The sequence below is a fragment of the Streptomyces sp. CA-106110 genome, from assembly GCF_050936285.1.
GTDB lineage: Bacteria > Actinomycetota > Actinomycetes > Streptomycetales > Streptomycetaceae > Streptomyces.
Genome location: NZ_JBNJNB010000001.1, coordinates 1,729,434 through 1,745,319 on the forward strand (window position 1 = coordinate 1,729,434; position 15,886 = coordinate 1,745,319).

Genomic DNA, 15,886 nt, shown 5'->3' on the forward strand with positions numbered 1-15,886 from the left:
TGACGGGTGTCCTCGGCGCAGGTGGTCCGGCGGCACGCCCGGCAGGCCTAGCGGGCCGCCCCTCCGGGACGCCTACTGGAAAGCTGCGCCCGCGTCGGTCACCCGCCCAACTGCGCAAGGATGCCGGTGAGTTCGCGGACGCGCGGGTGGTTGGGGCCGTGCGTGCTGCGGTAGCCCTCGATCGCGTCGCGCAGCAGTGGAACCGCCTCGGCGTTACGACCCTGGTTGGCCTTCATCGCCGCCAGGTCGACCTGGACCCCGAGGGTCGTCGCATGCCGAGGGCCGTGTGCCCGCCGGTAGTCCTTGAGCAGCTCGGCGATCAGAGTCTCGGCCTCGGTGACGCGGCCGAGCCTGTTCAGGACGACGGCGTGGTTGTGCCGGGCGGTCAAGGTGTCCGGATGCCGGTCGCCCTTCAGCCGTGACCGGGCGTCGATCAGCTCCCGGTACATCGTCAGGGCCTCGGCGTGCCTGCCCTGGTGGATGAGCACGGCGGCGAGATTGTGCCGTACGGTCAGGGCCACGTCGCTACCCGCGTCGGCGTCGGCCAGCATCGCGCGGTACATCGCCTCGGCCTCGGCGAGCCGTTCGGGCGAGCCGCGCAACGTTCCCGCAAGGGTGTTCCTGCAGCTCAGCGTTTCCGGATGGGCGGCGCCCAGGGTGCGGACACGGCGGGCCACGGTGTCCCGCATCAGCCCTTCCGCCTCCTCCCGGCGCCCAAGGTCGATCAGGACCTTCCCCAGGTTCGACGCGATCGACAGGGTCTGGTCGTCGTCCTGGCCCCGCAACCGCTCCCACCCGGACAACGCCTCCCGCAACCGCTGCTCGGCGAGCGCGAGATGGCCGCCCTCCTGCAGCAGCCGGGTGAGGTCGTTCAACGCCAGGAGCTTGTTCTCCTCGTCGTCCGCTCGGGCGGTGACCAGCCAGTCGAGGAGTTCGATGGCGTCGTTCCGCCGGTCGGGCAGTCCGCCGAGGGCCGCCGCATACAGGTGCAGAGCGTGCAGTGTCTCCGGGTGCTGCAGGCCCAGTTCCTCGCGTTTGCGCTCGAACTCCGCTCCCCGGGCGAACTCCTGAGTCACCTTCAGCTTGACGTCGATCAGTGGCACGTCACCGGGCCGCTCGGTCACCTTGATCTCGGCACTGCCGAAGTCTCCGACGAAGTGGTCGGTGACCTCCGGCTGCTTCCTCGTCTTCTTCTTGCTCCAGAACGCCACACCACCAGCTTGGTCACAGTATCGCGCCCGTGCCCATACCTTTGACGGCCGCGTGACCGTCATTGGCCGGAATACAAGTGCGCCGCCCACAGCGTCGGGGTTTTCGGGAAACGCTCCCTGCAGCGGCGCACTGCATGGTGCAACGCTGTCGCGACGTCCTCACCCCGGGCGATCCCCTGGTGCAGGTCCACGGCGACCAGCCGGGCCACGTGGTCGTTGGCCTGCCACAGCGTGCCGACCACCTGCGGATAGCCGGCGAGCTGGAAGGCCGACATCAGATGCAGGCTCTCATCCGGGATCCGGTGCGTGCCGAGCGACGTCTCGCACGCCGACAGCACGGCGAGCCGGACCCCGGAGAGGTCCAGCGCGGAGACGTCGAGCACCGACAGCGGACCGTCGTGCAGCAGGAGATGCCCTGCTGAGGGGTCGTCGGGGTCGCTCGCCGCGTGGCACGCGAAGTGCGCCGACGCGTGGGACGCGAGCGCGGCACGGACCGCGTCGACCGTCGCCTGCGCGTCGGCGAGCCGGGTGGCCGGCGTGAGGGCGGCGATCCTGCTCGCCTCCCGATCCGTGCCGCGCAGTGTCGTCGCGCCGGGTGCGTCCCCGATCGCCACGATCACCAGATCCTCGCCCGCCCGGACGTATCGGCCCCGAGCACGCCGCAACGCCCGCAGGGTCGGCGTGTAGGCGGACACTGCCCGATCGAGGGCCGTCGGACCGTCCGGGAAGCGTCCGGCCGCGTGGAGGGGGAGCAACGCGAGCTGTCCCACCGGCGACCACCAGACCCGTGGCCAGGCGCCGGACGGCGCGACGGTGTACCCGAGTCGTTTCAGCACCGGTTCGGCGACGAAGTCCCACAGCCAGCCGAGTACCTCCGTGACGGTGGTCTGGGCCTCGGTCTCACCCGCTCCCGGGCGGGTCGCCGCGTGCAGCGCGACCCTGAACGCGGCGGCCTGCTCCGCCACCGAGTCCGGTGTCACGCCCGGCAGTTCTACCACCGTGACGCCCGACGGCTCGACGATCAGCGCGTCGCTGCGGAACCCGCTCACGTTGATGAGCACAACCGGCCCGCCCACCGTGGACGCCAGCAGGTCGGCCAGCGCCGGCGGGGCGAAGAAGTCCTCGAACCCCGGCAGCCCGCGGGCCTCGTCGAGCAGACGACCCAGCCGGATGTCCAGGTCGTGCCGCTCGTCCGCCGCCGTGCCCAGGAGGTGTCCCGACGGGGTCAGCCGTTCGACCGTGTACGCCAGTTGTTCAGCGAGTTCCGGTGCCACGGCGGACAGCCGGGACAGGTCGCTACGGCTCTCCAGCACCTGCCCGCCGAGCACGCCTCGGCCGAGTTCCAGCAGCCGTACGGCCGTCTCCGGGTCGTTCGCCATGACGGCACTGGCGGCCGCGTCGGCGGCGAGACCGTCGAGCTCTTCCAGCGCCCTCTGCTGGTCGAGGCGGGCAAGACGTCGCGGCGCCACACGGGGCAGCAGGCCGACCGCGTAGGCGTAGGCGTCCCGCGCCCCTCGCCAGTGTCCCGCCTCCGCTTCGGTGCCCGCCCATGCGCGTGCGGCCTTGATCCGCACGATCGGCTGCAGTCCCCCGTGTTGGGCCGCTGCCCGGAAGGCGTGCCCCGCCGCGGCGAGGACGCCGGGGTCCTGGCTCACCTCGTACTGGGCGTACAAGGCGTCACCGTAGTTGATCTCGGCCGCGCCGCGCTTCGGACTGTCGGGAGCACTCGCCCGGACGGCGCTGCCCAGTGCCGTCACGGACCGGCGCAACGCCTCCGGATCCCCGGTGAACCGGTACTCGGAGAACCAGACCCGGCCGAGGTTGCCCAGCGCCGACACATGGTCGTCCTCGCCGTACGGCACCGCCTCGACCACCTCGCTGAACGCGGTGACCGCCTGCGCCAGGTCGGACTGCAGCCGGGTGTGCAGGAACCGGTCGTGGTGCAGCAGCCCCAACAGCAGCGGGATCGTGGCGTCGTTGCTGCCCCGGCCGTGGGCGGTCCGGCCCATCTCCACGGCCTGGTCCAGCATTTCGATGTCGCCGGTCTTTTCTATGAGCCCGTGCACGGCGATCAGGTAGTTCTCACATCGGTTGCCCCACGAGCGGGTGTCGGCCGGGGTGGCCGCGAGCACCTCACGCAGAAGGCTCACCCCTTCCCGCGCCGCTCCCAGGTCACCGGTGTGCCGGCCGCGGTCCCGCAGCGCCGCCGCGAGGTCGACCTTGAAGTCCAGCAGCGAGCCCGACGCGCTCGGGGCGCCTTCCACCGCGGCCCGCAGATACCGGATGGCGGTCTGCCGCACCGACTCGTCACCCGTGTGTTCGGCGGAGCGCTGCAACACATCGCCCAACTGGTTGAGCCGCAGCAGGTAACCCGGATCGTCGGCGGACGACTCCCGAACGCTGTCCTCGAGGACGCGGGCCGCCTCGGTGAGCGCGGTGTGATCGCCGGTCAGCCCGTACCGCAGGTACTGGGCCCTGCCCAGCACGAACAGCACCGCCGGTAGGCGCGGCAGTCGTGACGCCGACTCGACGGCCTCGGCGACGTACACCGGGTCGCGGGTGTGCTCGGCCAGCAGGATCAGCGCCTCGGCGCGCATCGTGGCGGCCACACGCCTGCTCTCCTCGTCCAGCAGCGGAATCGCCTCGTCGCATCCGGCAATCGCCTCATGGATCGCCGACACGTCACCGGCGTACTGGAAGTGGTCCAGCAGCACGGCACTGAGGTTGACCCGCAGCGCGTGTCGGATCGGGTGGTCCGGCACATATTCGAGGGCGGCGCGCAGTTGACCGATCGCCTCCGACAGGTCCGCCGGATCATTGGTGTACCGGTGGCGGTCGCGCAAGCTCATCGCCAGGTCGCTCATGGCGTTGACCGAGCCCTCCGCGGCCAGGCGCCGGTTCCGTTCGATCTCGCTGTCGAAGGGTGTCGGGGTCACTGAGCGAGGTTATCCTCACTGGGATGACCGCTGACCAACTCGCCGTCCTGTGCGGGCGCTTGGCCGACGCCGCCGACGCGGTGCGGACCTCGCCGGAGATCCGGGCCCACGCGGAGTCGATCGCCGACCGGGTCCGCGGTGGCGCGTCTCCCGGCGAACTCGCGGACGACTTCGACGAGTTGGAGGAATTGCTGCTGCGAGCGGGGCACGCCGCGGGGCTGAGCCCGGTCCGTTCCTACGAGCGGCTGCCCGGCGCCGGCGACGGTCACCGTATCCTGGAGCTTCTCGTCTGCCCCGGCGGTACCTGCTCCCGGCTCGAGGCGCCGGGCGCGGTGCCGGTGAACTGCCTGGTCCACCGGCGGCCGATGGCCGTGACAAGGCTCAGGTCGTGACCAAGTTCCTCGAGGCCCTGGGCGGCAAGCTGGCCGAACGCTGGCTCACCCTGTTGCTCGGCCCCAGCGTGCTGCTCCTGAGCGTGGCCGTGGCCGGGGTGACGCTGGGGCACCGGCACTGGCACGACACCGCCCTGCTGCTGACACGGCTCGATCACCTGTCGGCGCAGCCCGCGCTGCGGAGCACCGGCACGCTGGTCCTCGTCCTGGTGGGAGTCCTGGCCGCCTCGACTGGCCTCGGGCTGGCAGTCACCGCGCTGGGCGCCGCGGTGGAACGGCTGTGGCTCGCCACCCGGCCGCGACGGCTCACTGCCCGGCGCCGCCGACGTTGGGACGCCGCGCAGGAGCGGTTCGACCAGGCTCTGTTGGAGGCGGCCAGGGCCGACGGCACTCCCGAGGCGCCGGCGTCCGCGGCGCTGGCCCGTGAGTTCAACGCCCGGCGCAACCGGATCGGCCTGGCACCGCCGACTCACCCGTTCTGGCTGGGCGACCGGATCGCCGCGGTGGACACCCGGGTCTGGGAGACCTACCGGCTCGATCTCACCTCGGCCTGGCCACGGTTGTGGCTGACGCTGCCCGAGGATGTGCGCGCCGAGATCGGCACGGCCCGCGGCCGGCTCGCCGCCGCGACCCGGCTGGTGGCGTGGGCCCTCGCCTATCTCGCCGTGGGCGCCGTCTGGTGGCCGTCGGCAGTGGTCGGCGTCGTCACCACCGTGACGGCCTGGTGGCGGGCGCGGGCGGCGGGCGTGGCGTTCGCGGAACTCGCCGAGGCGGCCGTCGACCTGCACGGCCGAGGGCTGGCGGAGAGTCTCGGCATCCCTTGCGCGGGCACGCTCACCGAGGACGTCGGCGCGGAGATCACCACGTTGCTGAGGAAACGGACATGAGCTTCTTCTCCCGCCGCCGCAGGTCCGCCGACGCGCCGACACTGGACGACGAGGCCGTCCTGGTGATCGACCAGTACGCGCTGCCCTTCCGGTCGCCGCACTGGTACGGCCACGCCGACTATCACGCGCGGGTCTTCCGGCCCGGGAACGCGTCGAAGCCGGTCGTCGTCATGGGCGACCTCGACAACGACCCCGTCGCCTCGATCACCAACAAGTGCCCCGAGGTCACGGCTGTCGTCGCCCACCTGGTGCTGGGCCGCCCCGGCGTGCACCCCACCCGGCTGGAGGACCACGCCCGGTGGCTCACCTACTACGCCGCCCATGGCTCCATCAGCGAGAGGTTCTGCGAGGTGTACGACTTCGACGTGGTGCCCGGTTACCAGCCGCCGCTGGTCAACCTCAGGTACCGGGACCTGCGGCGCGAGGAGGCCGAGGACCTCGTGGGCGGGGCCCTCGGCAAGTGGCGGCGGCAGGACTACACCGTCGCGGGGCTCCAGCGGCGCGGAGTCCGGGTGATGCGGGTGCACCCGGCGAGTTCGTGAACGGGGAGGCGCGGCGGAGCGCCTCGCCGCCCACCGGGCTCGCGTCGCGGTACCTGTAGCGCACAACAGGGGACCATCGACCTTGGTGCCAACTGGCCTGCCTGAGTGCCAACCAAAGAGCGGAGTCACAAGAGCGTCACCTGCGGACGCGGGGCATCCCGAGGCCGATCCAGGAGATGATCTCACGCTGGATCTCGTTGTTGCCGCCGCCGAAGGTGAAGATGACGGCCGAGCGATAGCCCCGCTCCAGTTCGCCGTGGAGCACGGCGCCCGCCGAGCCCTCCTTCAGCGGGCCCGCGGCGGCGACGATCTCCATGAGCCAGGCGTACGCGTCCCGGCGGGCCTCGGAGCCGTAGACCTTCACGGCGGAGGCGTCCTGCGGGGTGAGCGTGCCGTCCTGGACGGCGTTCACCATCCGCCAGTTGAGCAGCTTCAGCGCGTCCAGCTTCGTGTGCGTCCTGGCCAGGCGCTGCCGCACCCAGGGCAGGTCGATCACCCGGCGACCGTCGGCGAGCTTGGTCCCCATGGCCCAGCGCTGCACGTCGTGCAGGGCGCGGATCGCCATGGTGCCGTGCGCCGCGAGGGTGACGCGCTCGTGGTTGAGCTGGTTGGTGATCAGCCGCCAGCCCTTGTTCTCCTCACCGACGCGGCGGGAGACGGGGACGCGGACGTTCTCGTAGTAGCTGGCCGTGGTGTCGTGCGAGGCGAGCGTACGGATGAGCGTGCAGGAGTAGCCGGGGTCGGAGGTCGGCACGAGGAGCATGGTGATGCCCTTGTGCGGCGGGGCGTCCGGGTCGGTGCGCACGGCGAGCCACACCCAGTCGGCGGTGTCACCGTTGGTGGTCCAGATCTTCTGCCCGTTGACGACGTATGTGTCGCCGTCCCGCACCGCGCGTGTCTTCAGGGACGCAAGGTCCGTGCCCGCGTCCGGCTCGCTGTAGCCGATCGCGAAGTCGATCTCGCCGGCGAGGATCTTCGGCAGGAAGTACGCCTTCTGCTCGTCCGAGCCGAACCGCATGAGCGTCGGACCGACCGTGTTGAGCGCCATCAGCGGAAGGGGCACACCCGCCTGCGCGGCCTCGTCGAAGAAGATGAACTGCTCCATGGCGGTCAGCCCCCGCCCGCCGTACTCCTTCGGCCAGCCGACGCCGAGCCAGCCGTCGCGGCCGAGACGGCGGATGGCGTCGCGGTAGAAGCGCTTCTGCGCCGCCGGTTGGGCGTGGCGGGCATAGGCGTTGTCCGGCACGAGCCGGGCGAAGTAGCCACGCAGTTCGGTGCGCAACCGCTGCTGCTCGGGCGTGTGGTCGAGATGCACGGCGCCTCCAGGCTCCAAGGCCGGTCCTGACGGCGCACACCGTAGAACGTGTTTCAGAAATTGGGAATGGCGATGCGGGCCGAGCCGGTGTCAGGTCGGCCGGCCGAGGCCGTCAGCCCAGCGTCGCGAGGAAGTCGGTGCAGGCCCGCGCGCAGGCGCGGCAGGCCCGCGCGGCCGCCTCACCGCCGGGATCCGCGTCGAAGACGTGCGCGCAGTCCAGGCAGACGGACCGGCACCACTCCACCTGGCTCCGGATGCCGTCCTCCTCCTCGTGGCCGCCGTGCTGGGACAGCACACGGCAGGTCGCGTCGCACACCTCCGCGCACATGACGCCCTTGCGCCGCAGAAGTTCCTGGTCGTGGGTCCCGTCCGGTTCCGCAAGGCTCGCACGCAGGGCGCTCGCCCGCGCACATTCGGTGCAGGTCTGCGCGCAGGCGAAACGGTCCTCGAGGAAGCGGTAGACCTCCTGCTGGGATGTCGTGGTCACTCGGTGCGGGTAGCCGGTGCCGACCGCGTCAAACCCGCCGCTCCGCCGGGGCGCGCCGGCGCAGCACCTCCTTAGGACGTCTGCCGCCCTGTACCGCGGGCGCCCCTCACCGCGTCGTGCTCTTCGATGTGTGCGAGGCGATCAGGTCGGGCGTCAGATAGACGTCGGACCGTTCGAAGTCCTTGAGCGTGGTCGGGCGGCCGACCAGGAAACCGGTGCGTACGAAGTCGTAGCCCGCCAGCGCGTTGAGCGTCCAGTTCGTCATGGTGCGCAGCCGGGCCGGAAACGTGCGCTGCGCCGCGAGGTGGTATCCGCGGGCGACGACCTGCGCGGGGAGGCCCGTGAGTTCCACGCCGACCGGCTTGGACACTGCGTCGACGCCGCCGAGGTCCACGACCAGCCCCAGGTCACGGTGCCGGTACTGCCCGAGCGGCATGCCGTGCAACGTGGCCGCGACGTTCTTCGCGGCGGCCCAGCCCTGGCGCACGGCGTGCTGGGCGGTCGGCGGGCAGATCGCGTGGTCGCTCTTGGCGAGGTCGGGGACCGCGGCGGCGTCCCCGAGGGCGAAGACTCCGTCCAGGCCCGGCACCCTCAGATCCGGCCGGACCACGAGCCGCCCACGGTCGGTCTCCGCGTCGAGCGTGGCGATCAGCGGGCTCGGCGCCACCCCGGCGGTCCAGATCAGGGTGTGGCAGGGCAGCCGGCGGCCGTCCGTGAGGACGACGGTGTTGTGCGTGGCCTCGGCGACCGAGACACCGAGGGAGACGTCCAGTCCGCGCCGCCGAAGGATGGCGAGGGCCTTCGCGCCCAGCCGGTCGCCGAGCTCCGGCATCAGCCTGGGCGCGATGTCCACGAGATGCCATTTGATGAGAGTGGGGTCCAGGCCCGGGTAACGCCGGACGGCGGCGGCGGTGAGGTGGTGCAGACCGGCGGCGGTCTCGGTGCCGGCGTAGCCGCCGCCGACCACCACGAACTGCAGCCGGGTCTCACGCTCCACCGGGTCGGAACTCGCCGCCGCCAGGTCGAGCTGGGCGATCACGTGATCGCGGACCCAGGCGGCCTCGGCCAGCGTCTTCATGCCCACTGCGTGCTCGTTCACCCCGGGGATGTCGAACTGCCGCGTCACACTGCCCGGTGTCAGCACGAGGTAGTCGTAGCGCTCGACGGTCGTCTCGCCGTTGATCTTCCGTACCACCACGGCCTTGGCACCGGGATCGACGCCCACCGCTCCACCGGGCACGATGACGGTGCGCCGGAGCAGACGGCGCAGCGACACGGCGACGGACTGCGGGGTGAGGATCCCGGCGGCGACGTGCGGAAGCAGGGGCAGGTACAGCTGGTGGTCGAAGGGGGTGACGAGCCTGAGCGAAGCCTCGGCGGGCTGGAGGATCCGTTCCAGCTTGCGTGCGGTCTCCAATCCGGCGAATCCACCACCGACGATCAAGATCCGGGGCACGGCCATGGCAGGTCCCTCCAGAGGGAGACGTCGACGCCTGCCACGCTAGGGAACGCGGCCCGGGCCCGCATCCGCAACGGTGGACACCGGCGCGGCCTCGCGCAGCGCCCGCAGCGTGGGGGCTCCTCGGTCCACTGGTCAACGCCCCGCTGGGGTCGGCCGTGACGCCCCCCGGTGGACACCTTCGTCCGCGGACGTCGTCGGTATCGCAGCCGGCTGTCCCGCGCCTGGGACCGCAGCGGTCGGGGATGCTCCCGAACACCTCGCACAGCGGCCCGAGTTGGATCGGCGCGAAACCGAGGACCCGCTCGATCGCCGCGGAAACCGGCGCCCTGCCAGAGCGGTGCCGGATCATGCGTCGGCGGGCGACCGGACCATCTCGGCGCCTTCCATGGCAGGAGAGCCTCCCCACAGTGCGGCGGACGCCGCTGACGGCCATGGGTTTGCCGGTCGGCGCACACGAACAGTGCTTCCCGCCAGGTGCGATCGGCCGTGCAGCTCCTCTCCGCCCCTACACGCCCGGGAACGTCCGCGCACGTGACCATCGACCCATGAGCACGGATACTGCCCGGAGTGGGTCACCGCAAACGGACCAGTGAGACCGAAGACCGCCAGGCTCGTCAGGAGGCTCTTGTGAAGATGCTGATCAATGTCCCGGAATCGGTGGTCGCGGACGCGCTGCGGGGCATGGCGGCCGCCTACCCGCAGCTGACCGTCGACGTGGAGAACCGGGTGATCGTACGGCGTGACGCCCCGGTCGCCGGTCAGGTGGGCCTCGTGTCCGGCGGTGGCTCCGGGCACGAGCCGCTGCACGGCGGGTTCGTCGGCCCGGGCATGCTGTCGGCGGCCTGCCCCGGCGAGGTGTTCACCTCCCCGGTGCCCGACCAGATGGTGCGCGCGGCGGCGGCCGTGGACAGCGGCGCGGGCGTGCTGTTCATCGTGAAGAACTACACCGGTGACGTGCTGAACTTCGACATGGCGGCCGAACTCGCCGAGGACGAGGGCATCCAGGTCGCGAAGGTCCTGGTCAACGACGACGTGGCCGTCACCGACAGCCTGTACACGGCGGGGCGGCGCGGCACCGGCGCCACCCTGTTCGTGGAGAAGATCGCGGGGGCGGCCGCGGAGGAGGGGCAGCCGCTGGAGCGAGTGGAGTCCGTCGCGCGGCAGGTCAACGAGAACTCCCGCAGCTTCGGTGTGGCCCTCAGCGCCTGCACCACGCCGGCCAAGGGCTCGCCCACCTTCGATCTACCGCCGGGCGAGCTGGAGTTGGGCGTCGGCATCCATGGCGAGCCGGGGCGCGAACGGCGCCGGATGATGACCGCGCGCGAGATCGCCGACTTCTCGGTGAACGCCATCCTTGACGACTTCGAGCCGCGCAGTCCGGTACTGGTACTGGTCAACGGGATGGGCGCCACTCCACTCCTCGAGCTGTACGGCTACAACGCCGAGGTGCAGCGGGTGCTGACCGAGCGGGGCGTCCCCGTCGCCCGAACCCTGGTCGGCAACTACGTCACCTCCCTCGACATGGCCGGGGCCTCCGTCACCCTGTGCCAGGTCGATGAGGAACTGCTGCGGCTGTGGGACGCGCCGGTCAGTACGCCGGCGCTGCGCTGGGGCAGGTGAGTGAGGTCAACATCCGTACCAGGCAAGGAGATCCAGTGCTCGACGCCGACTTCTTCCGCCGCTGGATGACGGCGGTGGCCGCGTCCGTCGATCGCGAGGCGGAGCGGCTCACCGCGCTCGACTCGCCCATCGGCGATGCCGACCACGGCAGCAATCTGCAACGCGGGTTCCGCGCGGTGGCCGCCACCTTGGAGAAGGAGGCGCCGGACACGCCCGGCGCGATCCTCCAGCTCGCGGGCCAGCAGCTGATCTCGACCGTCGGCGGAGCGTCGGGACCGCTGTACGGCACCCTGCTGCGCCGTACCGGCAAGGCCCTCGGGGACGCCGCCGAGGTCAGCCGGGAGCAGCTGGCGGAGGCGCTGCGCGCGGGCGTCGACGCCGTCATGACGCTGGGCGGAGCCGCGCCCGGCGACAAGACCATGGTCGACGCCCTGGTGCCCGCGGTGGACGCACTCGGCACCTCCTTCGAGGCGGCGAGCACCGCCGCCGAGGAGGGCGCCGTCGCGACGACTCCGTTGCAGGCCCGCAAGGGACGGGCGAGCTATCTGGGCGAGCGCAGCATCGGGCACCAGGATCCCGGTGCCACCTCGTCGGCCCTGCTGATCGCCGCACTCGTGGAGGTCGCCGGTGAGTGAGACCCCGGACAAGCTGGTCGGCATCGTGCTCGTCTCGCACAGTGCGGCCGTGGCCGAGTCGGTCGCCGAACTCGCCAAGGGGCTGGCGGGCGGCGGCACCACGGCACCCGTCGCCCCGGCGGGCGGCACGCCCGACGGCGGGCTCGGCACCAGTCCCGAGCTGGTCGCCTCCGCCGCCGCCGCGGTGGACCGCGGCGCGGGGGTCGCCGTGCTCATGGACCTGGGCAGTGCCGTGCTCACCGTGAAGGCGCTGCTCTTGGAGGGCGACGAACTCCCCGAGAACACCCGGCTGGTCGACGCCCCCTTCGTCGAGGGCGCGGTCGCCGCGGTGGTGACGGCCTCGGCGGGGGCCGACCTGGCGGCGGTGGAGACGGCGGCCACGGAGGCGTACTCGTACCGGAAGCAGTAGGGCAACCTCCCAGCGAAGCCGCTGCCGTCCTCGACTCAGGAGGGACGGGTCTCGCGGGCAAGTCCCTGCCCTTCGCGGGGCTTCGCGGGGGATGACGGAGCGTCAGGACGGAACGCCGGCGCCGCCCGGCCGCGCTCGCCGGCGCGGCATCAGCGACGACAGCGGACCGCGCGGCCAGCACGAACTACCTTGCAAGAAAAGCGAGTTCACGCCGCCCCCGGGACCAGCATACGTAGCCGGGCCGCGGGCGGGCGAACACATCCCCTTCTCTTGATGCGATCACGGCAGCCGTGGCATATAGGTACAGACCAATCCCTCGGGGGGAGGCAGGCCGTGCGACGCATGCCCGCGCCGGTGATCTGCGGTTCCGTCCTGCTGCTCGCGTCCTGCGCCTGGGGCGGGCAGCACGCCGACGAAGGCAAAGGGGTGGGGAACTGGTCGCTTTCGGATGTGCAGGAGCGTGCGTGGGTGTGCACGAGCATGTACTGGTTCGTGGTGTTGCGGCGCGCACACGTCGTATGGCGGCACTGATGAGTTCCTAACGGACGTCAAGCAGATCGTGGTGATCTCGGGGGTTGGTTCGTAGGGTGGTTGTCGACGGGCCGGTTGCCGGAGCGCTTCGCGACTCCTTCTCACGCCGGCTCGTCGTTGGGTTTTTCAGTTGCTGGGCTCGCCGTCGGACGTCGACTTTCGCTCGGGCGGTCTTGTCGACCTTGTAGCGGGTTGTGCAGGTTCGTCGTCCCTCGGCCTCGGTGATCTCGCGTCCGTCGGTGTCGCGGAGTTCGTAGAGGGTGCCGTTGCGCCAGCAGGCGGCCAGGCGGGTGACCAGGACGGCGGCGAGTGTGCAGAGGGCGGAGTTGTGGTGTTTGCCCTTGCCTGCGACGAGATCGTGGTAACGGGCGGCGAGGGTGGGATCGACGTGCCGGGCGATGTCCGCGGCCTTGAACAAGGTCTCGCGCAGTCCGGGATCTCCTTGGCGGGTGGGTGGGCCGTTGCGGCCGGTCAGTCCGGACTGGCTGACACGGGGAACCAGGCCGGTGAAGGCGCGGATACCGGCCAGGCTGGCGAAGCGGTTCGGGTCTCCGAGCCGGCCCAGGATGCCCGCGGCCGTGATGACGCCGAAGCCGGGCCCGGAGGCGATGACCTGGCCGGGGTCGGCTTCTTCGTAAAGGATGGCGATCCGGTCCTCCAGGGTGATGATCTGCGCGTTCAGGTGAGCGGCCATGCGGGCCTCGCCGGCGATGTCCTCGGCCAGTTCGGCGAAGTCCAGGGCGCCGCCCGCCCGCCTCAAGGCTCTGCCGGGCGGCAGCCGTGATCTGTTCCGCGTGCTCCTCGCGCCACTGGCCTCGGCTGTGTCGGATCAGCAGGGCGGCCAGGCGTTTGCGGCCCAGTCGGCGGATGGCGTGGGAGTCGGCTCCGGTTTTCTCCAGCACGGCCAGCGCGGCTTTGGAGTAGGCGCCTGTGCCCAGGGCGTCGGCCCAGGCGGGTCCGAGCAGCTCCAGCAGGGCGTCGAGCCGGTAGAAAGTGGCCCTGCGGCGTTCGACCAGCGAGCTGCGGCGACGGACGACTCGTCGCAGGGGGTCGGCCGGCCCTGTGTCTGACAGGTCCCGCAGTCCTTCGGGGTGCAGCAGTGGCAGCCGCGCGAGGATCCGGGAGTCGAGCCGGTCGTTCTTGGTGTGCTTGGAGTAGTAGTCGCGCAGGTCAGCGGCCTGCTCCGGCGGCACCAGGACCACCTTGGCGCCACGGTGGGCGAACCACGCGGCGAGCGGGACCCACGCGTTGCGGGTGGGCTCCATGATGACGGTGACGTCGTCGGTGGAGGGCAAGCCGTCCCATAACCGTTCGAGGTCGTCAGCCGTGGTGGTGAACCGCCGTCCGGAGAACTGGATCTGCCCGGCGGCGTCAGTGCAGGTGGCCCGGTGCGAGGCCCGGCAGGCCACATCGATCCCCAGGTGCAGCTTCAACAGATGCCTCCGTCCCGCAGCAGGTGCTGTCCGTGTCCGGAGGGCTTCCGCCACAACCAGGCACGTGTTCCGCAGGGTTGTGCTGACCGGACATTCGGTAGCAGAGGTCCACGCGCTTGCCGTGGCCACGGGTTCCCAACAGGGACGCACGTGCGTCGGGGGTTCAACCAGCCGTCGATCAGCGTGGAGAAGTCGCCTGCAGGCAGACGCTTCGGTCAGTGATCCAGCCGTGCCGGAAGAACCGGACCCGAAGCACCCTACGCAGCCCCCGAGGATCCCGGGAAGCCACCGTCAACGCTAAATGTCAGTGCCCGCCCGTACCGTTCTACCGGTTGCCGATCAAGCGTTGGGGAGGGAGTACATCGATGCGTGAGGGGTCGCTGCGCACGATCGCTGCCCCCTTCGTGGCCGTCGGCCCGTCGGGCGTGGCGATCCGCACCCGCCTCAAGCACCTGGGGGCCGCCGACGAGGAGGTGTTGCGCCTGGTGGGCGCGCATCTTGGCTCGCTGGCCGCAAGGGACCTCAAACGCCGGTGCGCCGACGGTCTGGAGCACTCCACTCATACGTGGGCGGGGCGCAAGCGGGCCCTGACGGGGGAGTCTTCGTCGCGTTGGGCCGGGAGCATCACCAAGGCCACCCACGATCAGTGGGCGCTGTCCAGGCGTGCCCAACTCGCGCACATCCAAAGCCTTCAGGCGGGCGTGCGGACGATCGCGCACCGCCTGTCCCTGCCGATCGGGGAGAAGGGAAGCAAGCGTGCGCCGGGCGGCTACCGCAGCGCCAAGGAGTGGTTCGCCAAGTCCCGGCGCCTGCAGGCCCTTGAAGACCGGCTCAGTGCCGAGCAGGTCGATCACGCCGTGGGCCGGGTCCGGGTGGTGCGCGGCGGGAAGCGCCTCGCACGCAACAGGCACCACCTGCACGCCGCCCACCTCACGCAGGCCCAGTGGCGGCAACGCTGGGAAGCATCGCGCTGGTTCCTGCAGGCGGACGGGGAATCGGGCAAGCGGTTCGGCAACGAGACCATCCGCGTCACCCCGGACGGCGAGGTCTCCCTCAAGCTCCCTGCTCCGCTCGCCCACCTGGCCAACGCCCCGCACGGCCGGTACACGCTCACCGGCGCTGCCCTCTTCCACCACCGCAGCGACGAGTGGGCCGACCGCATCACCACGAACCGGTCCGTGGCCTACCGCATCCACTACGACACAGACCGCGCCCGCTGGTACCTCACCGCCTCCTGGACCATCCCGCCCATCAAGACCGTCCCCCTGTCCCACGCCCGCACAGGCGGTCTGATCGGCGTCGACACCAACGCCGACCACCTCGCCGCCTGGCGCCTCGATCAGCACGGCAACCCGTGCGGCGAGCCGCGCCGGTTCGTCTACGACCTGTCCGGCACCGCGATGCATCGTGATGCCCAGGTACGGCATGCACTGATCCGGCTCCTGCACTGGGCCCAACGCCACGGCCTGTCGATCGCGATCGAACACCTCGACTTCAGCACGGAGAAGACCCGGGAGAAACACGGCCGCCAGAAGCGGTTCAGGCAGGTGATCTCCGGCATGCCCGTATCCAAGCTGCGGGCCCGGCTCGTCAGCATGGCGGCCGAACTCGGCATCACCATCATCGCCGTCGACCCGGCCTACACCAGCAGATGGGGCGCCCAGCACTGGCAAAACCCCCCACCGGCAAGAACCGCAAGACCACCCGTCACGATGCCGCGAGCATCGCGATCGGACGACGCGCCCTCGGGCACCGCATCCGGCGACGGACGGCACCGCCTCCTGCCCACCGGAGCGATGGACAGCAGCATCGGACCGCCCAGGCCGGAAACGGCACCCCAGGGCGTGAGGAAACCCGCCCCCGCATCCCCGGACCACGGACACGATCCGTGTCGCCGGACGCGGCGCGAACGCGGGCGACCAGTGCATCCACCACCGTTCGGGATGCGCCAGTTGACCAGGACTGGGTACAAGACTCACTCCTGCTCACTCTCTTGAAAATGACCTGAGCTGATGGGCGTCGGTGC

At 71.0% G+C, this 15,886-nt stretch carries 13 protein-coding genes and 2 pseudogenes; 8 read left to right on the top strand and 7 right to left on the bottom strand.

Translation table 11 applies throughout. The features are described 5' to 3' along the window. Positions 1–98: 98 nt before the first annotated feature. Together ACQEXA_RS08075 and ACQEXA_RS08080 are read right to left on the bottom strand one after the other, a co-directional pair. Positions 99–1,211: a tetratricopeptide repeat protein gene (locus ACQEXA_RS08075; RefSeq protein WP_432935661.1), complete on the bottom strand. Its 1,113-nt coding sequence runs from the start codon at positions 1,209–1,211 to the stop codon at positions 99–101. 59 nt (positions 1,212–1,270) lie between these two features. After that, positions 1,271–4,147: a CHAT domain-containing protein gene (locus tag ACQEXA_RS08080; RefSeq protein ID WP_433129222.1), complete on the bottom strand. Its 2,877-nt coding sequence runs from the start codon at positions 4,145–4,147 to the stop codon at positions 1,271–1,273. A 23-nt stretch (positions 4,148–4,170) separates the two neighbouring features. On the opposite strand from ACQEXA_RS08080, the gene ACQEXA_RS08085 reads away from it, so the two are divergent. The 3 genes from ACQEXA_RS08085 to ACQEXA_RS08095 are packed head-to-tail and all read left to right on the top strand — an operon-like array spanning position 4,171 to position 5,968. Next, complete coding sequence (locus tag ACQEXA_RS08085) at positions 4,171–4,539, top strand: hypothetical protein (RefSeq protein ID WP_432935657.1); 369 nt, start codon at positions 4,171–4,173, stop codon at positions 4,537–4,539. Further along, on the top strand, positions 4,536–5,426 hold the full coding sequence (locus ACQEXA_RS08090) for a hypothetical protein (RefSeq protein ID WP_432935655.1): 891 nt from the start codon (positions 4,536–4,538) through the stop codon (positions 5,424–5,426). The genes ACQEXA_RS08085 and ACQEXA_RS08090 overlap by 4 nt, the downstream gene beginning before the upstream one ends. Then, entirely contained in the window at positions 5,423–5,968 is a 546-nt protein-coding gene (locus tag ACQEXA_RS08095) for a hypothetical protein (protein WP_432935653.1), read from the top strand. The genes ACQEXA_RS08090 and ACQEXA_RS08095 overlap by 4 nt, the downstream gene beginning before the upstream one ends. Before the next feature lie 136 nt (positions 5,969–6,104). Here the strand turns inward: ACQEXA_RS08095 and ACQEXA_RS08100 are convergent, their stop codons facing one another. From ACQEXA_RS08100 to ACQEXA_RS08110, 3 genes are all read right to left on the bottom strand, one after another. Further along, entirely contained in the window at positions 6,105–7,283 is a 1,179-nt protein-coding gene (locus ACQEXA_RS08100; protein WP_432935651.1) for an acyl-CoA dehydrogenase family protein, read from the bottom strand. 112 nt (positions 7,284–7,395) lie between these two features. Then, the gene (locus ACQEXA_RS08105) at positions 7,396–7,770 is read right to left on the bottom strand and encodes a ferredoxin (RefSeq protein WP_359403112.1); all 375 of its coding nucleotides are present in this window, start codon (positions 7,768–7,770) and stop codon (positions 7,396–7,398) included. 106 nt (positions 7,771–7,876) lie between these two features. Beyond that, a complete protein-coding gene (locus ACQEXA_RS08110) occupies positions 7,877–9,232 on the bottom strand; it encodes an NAD(P)/FAD-dependent oxidoreductase (RefSeq protein WP_432935649.1) in 1,356 nt (451 codons plus the stop codon). 627 nt (positions 9,233–9,859) lie between these two features. Here ACQEXA_RS08110 and dhaK point away from each other — a divergent pair. The 4 genes from dhaK to ACQEXA_RS08130 all read left to right on the top strand — a co-directional run bounded on the left by dhaK (position 9,860) and on the right by ACQEXA_RS08130 (position 12,427). Then, complete coding sequence (dhaK, locus tag ACQEXA_RS08115) at positions 9,860–10,852, top strand: dihydroxyacetone kinase subunit DhaK (RefSeq protein WP_432935647.1); 993 nt, start codon at positions 9,860–9,862, stop codon at positions 10,850–10,852. A gap of 35 nt (positions 10,853–10,887) precedes the next feature. Further along, positions 10,888–11,487, top strand: a complete 600-nt coding sequence (dhaL, locus tag ACQEXA_RS08120) for a dihydroxyacetone kinase subunit DhaL (RefSeq protein ID WP_433129224.1) — start codon at positions 10,888–10,890, stop codon at positions 11,485–11,487. Then, complete coding sequence (gene dhaM, locus ACQEXA_RS08125) at positions 11,480–11,896, top strand: dihydroxyacetone kinase phosphoryl donor subunit DhaM (RefSeq protein ID WP_359403099.1); 417 nt, start codon at positions 11,480–11,482, stop codon at positions 11,894–11,896. The genes dhaL and dhaM overlap by 8 nt, the downstream gene beginning before the upstream one ends. Before the next feature lie 333 nt (positions 11,897–12,229). Next, complete coding sequence (locus ACQEXA_RS08130; protein WP_432935643.1) at positions 12,230–12,427, top strand: hypothetical protein; 198 nt, start codon at positions 12,230–12,232, stop codon at positions 12,425–12,427. Positions 12,428–12,434: 7 nt separating this feature from the next. Here ACQEXA_RS08130 and ACQEXA_RS08135 read toward each other — a convergent pair whose 3' ends face one another. Both ACQEXA_RS08135 and ACQEXA_RS08140 read right to left on the bottom strand, forming a co-directional pair. After that, on the bottom strand, positions 12,435–13,187 hold the full coding sequence (locus ACQEXA_RS08135) for a transposase (protein ID WP_433128849.1): 753 nt from the start codon (positions 13,185–13,187) through the stop codon (positions 12,435–12,437). Between the two features lie 208 nt (positions 13,188–13,395). Then, a pseudogene (locus ACQEXA_RS08140) lies at positions 13,396–14,010 on the bottom strand (IS110 family transposase); the annotation flags it as partial. 215 nt (positions 14,011–14,225) lie between these two features. On the opposite strand from ACQEXA_RS08140, the pseudogene ACQEXA_RS08145 reads away from it, so the two are divergent. Continuing rightward, positions 14,226–15,868 (top strand): annotated as a pseudogene (locus tag ACQEXA_RS08145) (IS200/IS605 family accessory protein TnpB-related protein). Positions 15,869–15,886 lie beyond the last annotated feature (18 nt).

What these genes read in the sequence shown, in the direction of transcription:
- ACQEXA_RS08085 (WP_432935657.1), top strand. Translation starts at nt 4,171, where the DNA reads ATGACCGCTGACCAACTCGCCGTCCTGTGCGGGCGCTTGGCCGACGCC.
- ACQEXA_RS08095 (WP_432935653.1), top strand. Translation starts at nt 5,423, where the DNA reads ATGAGCTTCTTCTCCCGCCGCCGCAGGTCCGCCGACGCGCCGACACTG.
- ACQEXA_RS08110 (WP_432935649.1), bottom strand. Translation starts at nt 9,232, where the DNA reads ATGGCCGTGCCCCGGATCTTGATCGTCGGTGGTGGATTCGCCGGATTG.